The organism is Bradyrhizobium sp. UFLA05-89 (genome assembly GCF_059803475.1).
Genome location: NZ_JBANBA010000295.1, coordinates 1 through 682 on the forward strand (window position 1 = coordinate 1; position 682 = coordinate 682).

The 682-nt window shown below is 62.5% G+C and carries 1 protein-coding gene; it reads left to right on the forward strand.

Translation table 11 applies throughout. From position 1 onward, the window contains the following. The coding region (locus SO139_RS46345; RefSeq protein WP_498542172.1) for a transposase at window positions 1-663 on the forward strand (663 nt) is incomplete at its 5' end. Between the last annotated feature and the right edge of the window lie 19 nt (window positions 664-682).

Here is a 682-nt window from a genome sequence, read left to right on the forward strand (position 1 = left end):
ATCGAAGAGGCGCTCGATCGCTTGGCCACGCGGATCGCCCGCGCAAAGAAACGGCTCGATCCTGCGACGGTGAACCGGCAGATCGGCCGCATCCTGCAGCAAAACCAGCGTGCCGCCGCCCGCTTCGCCATCACGCTGGAGCCGGACGGCTGCCCGGCAGGCTTCCGTCTCCGGGCTGATCATAACGCCTCCTTCGACGATTGGGCCACGCTCTCTGAGGGCGCCTATCTCCTGCGCTCGAACATCACCGACTGGAGCGATCAGCAGCTCTGGAAGGCTTACATCCAACTCACACAGGCTGAGGCTGCTTTCCGTATCCAGAAAGATCAACTGAACGTTCGTCCGATCTGGCACCAACGCGAGGATCGCGTCCAGGCCCACATCCTCGTATGCTTCCTCGCCTTCGTGCTGTGGAAGAGCTTAGAGATGTGGCAGCAGCGCGCCGGCCTTGGAAACTCACCTCGTACGATCCTCGAAGAGCTGGCACGTATCCAGTCGAACGACGTCGTGTTGCCAACCACAACGCACGGCCAGATCCGCTTGCGATGCGTCAGCCAGCCCGACTCCGCCCAAGCTACACTTCTCGACCGCCTCGGCATCGTCCTGCCCAAGCGCATGCGCCTCGCCGAGCATGAGTTGCCGCCCCTCGTGCGCAGCGCCTGACCTCAAGACAAATGTGTAG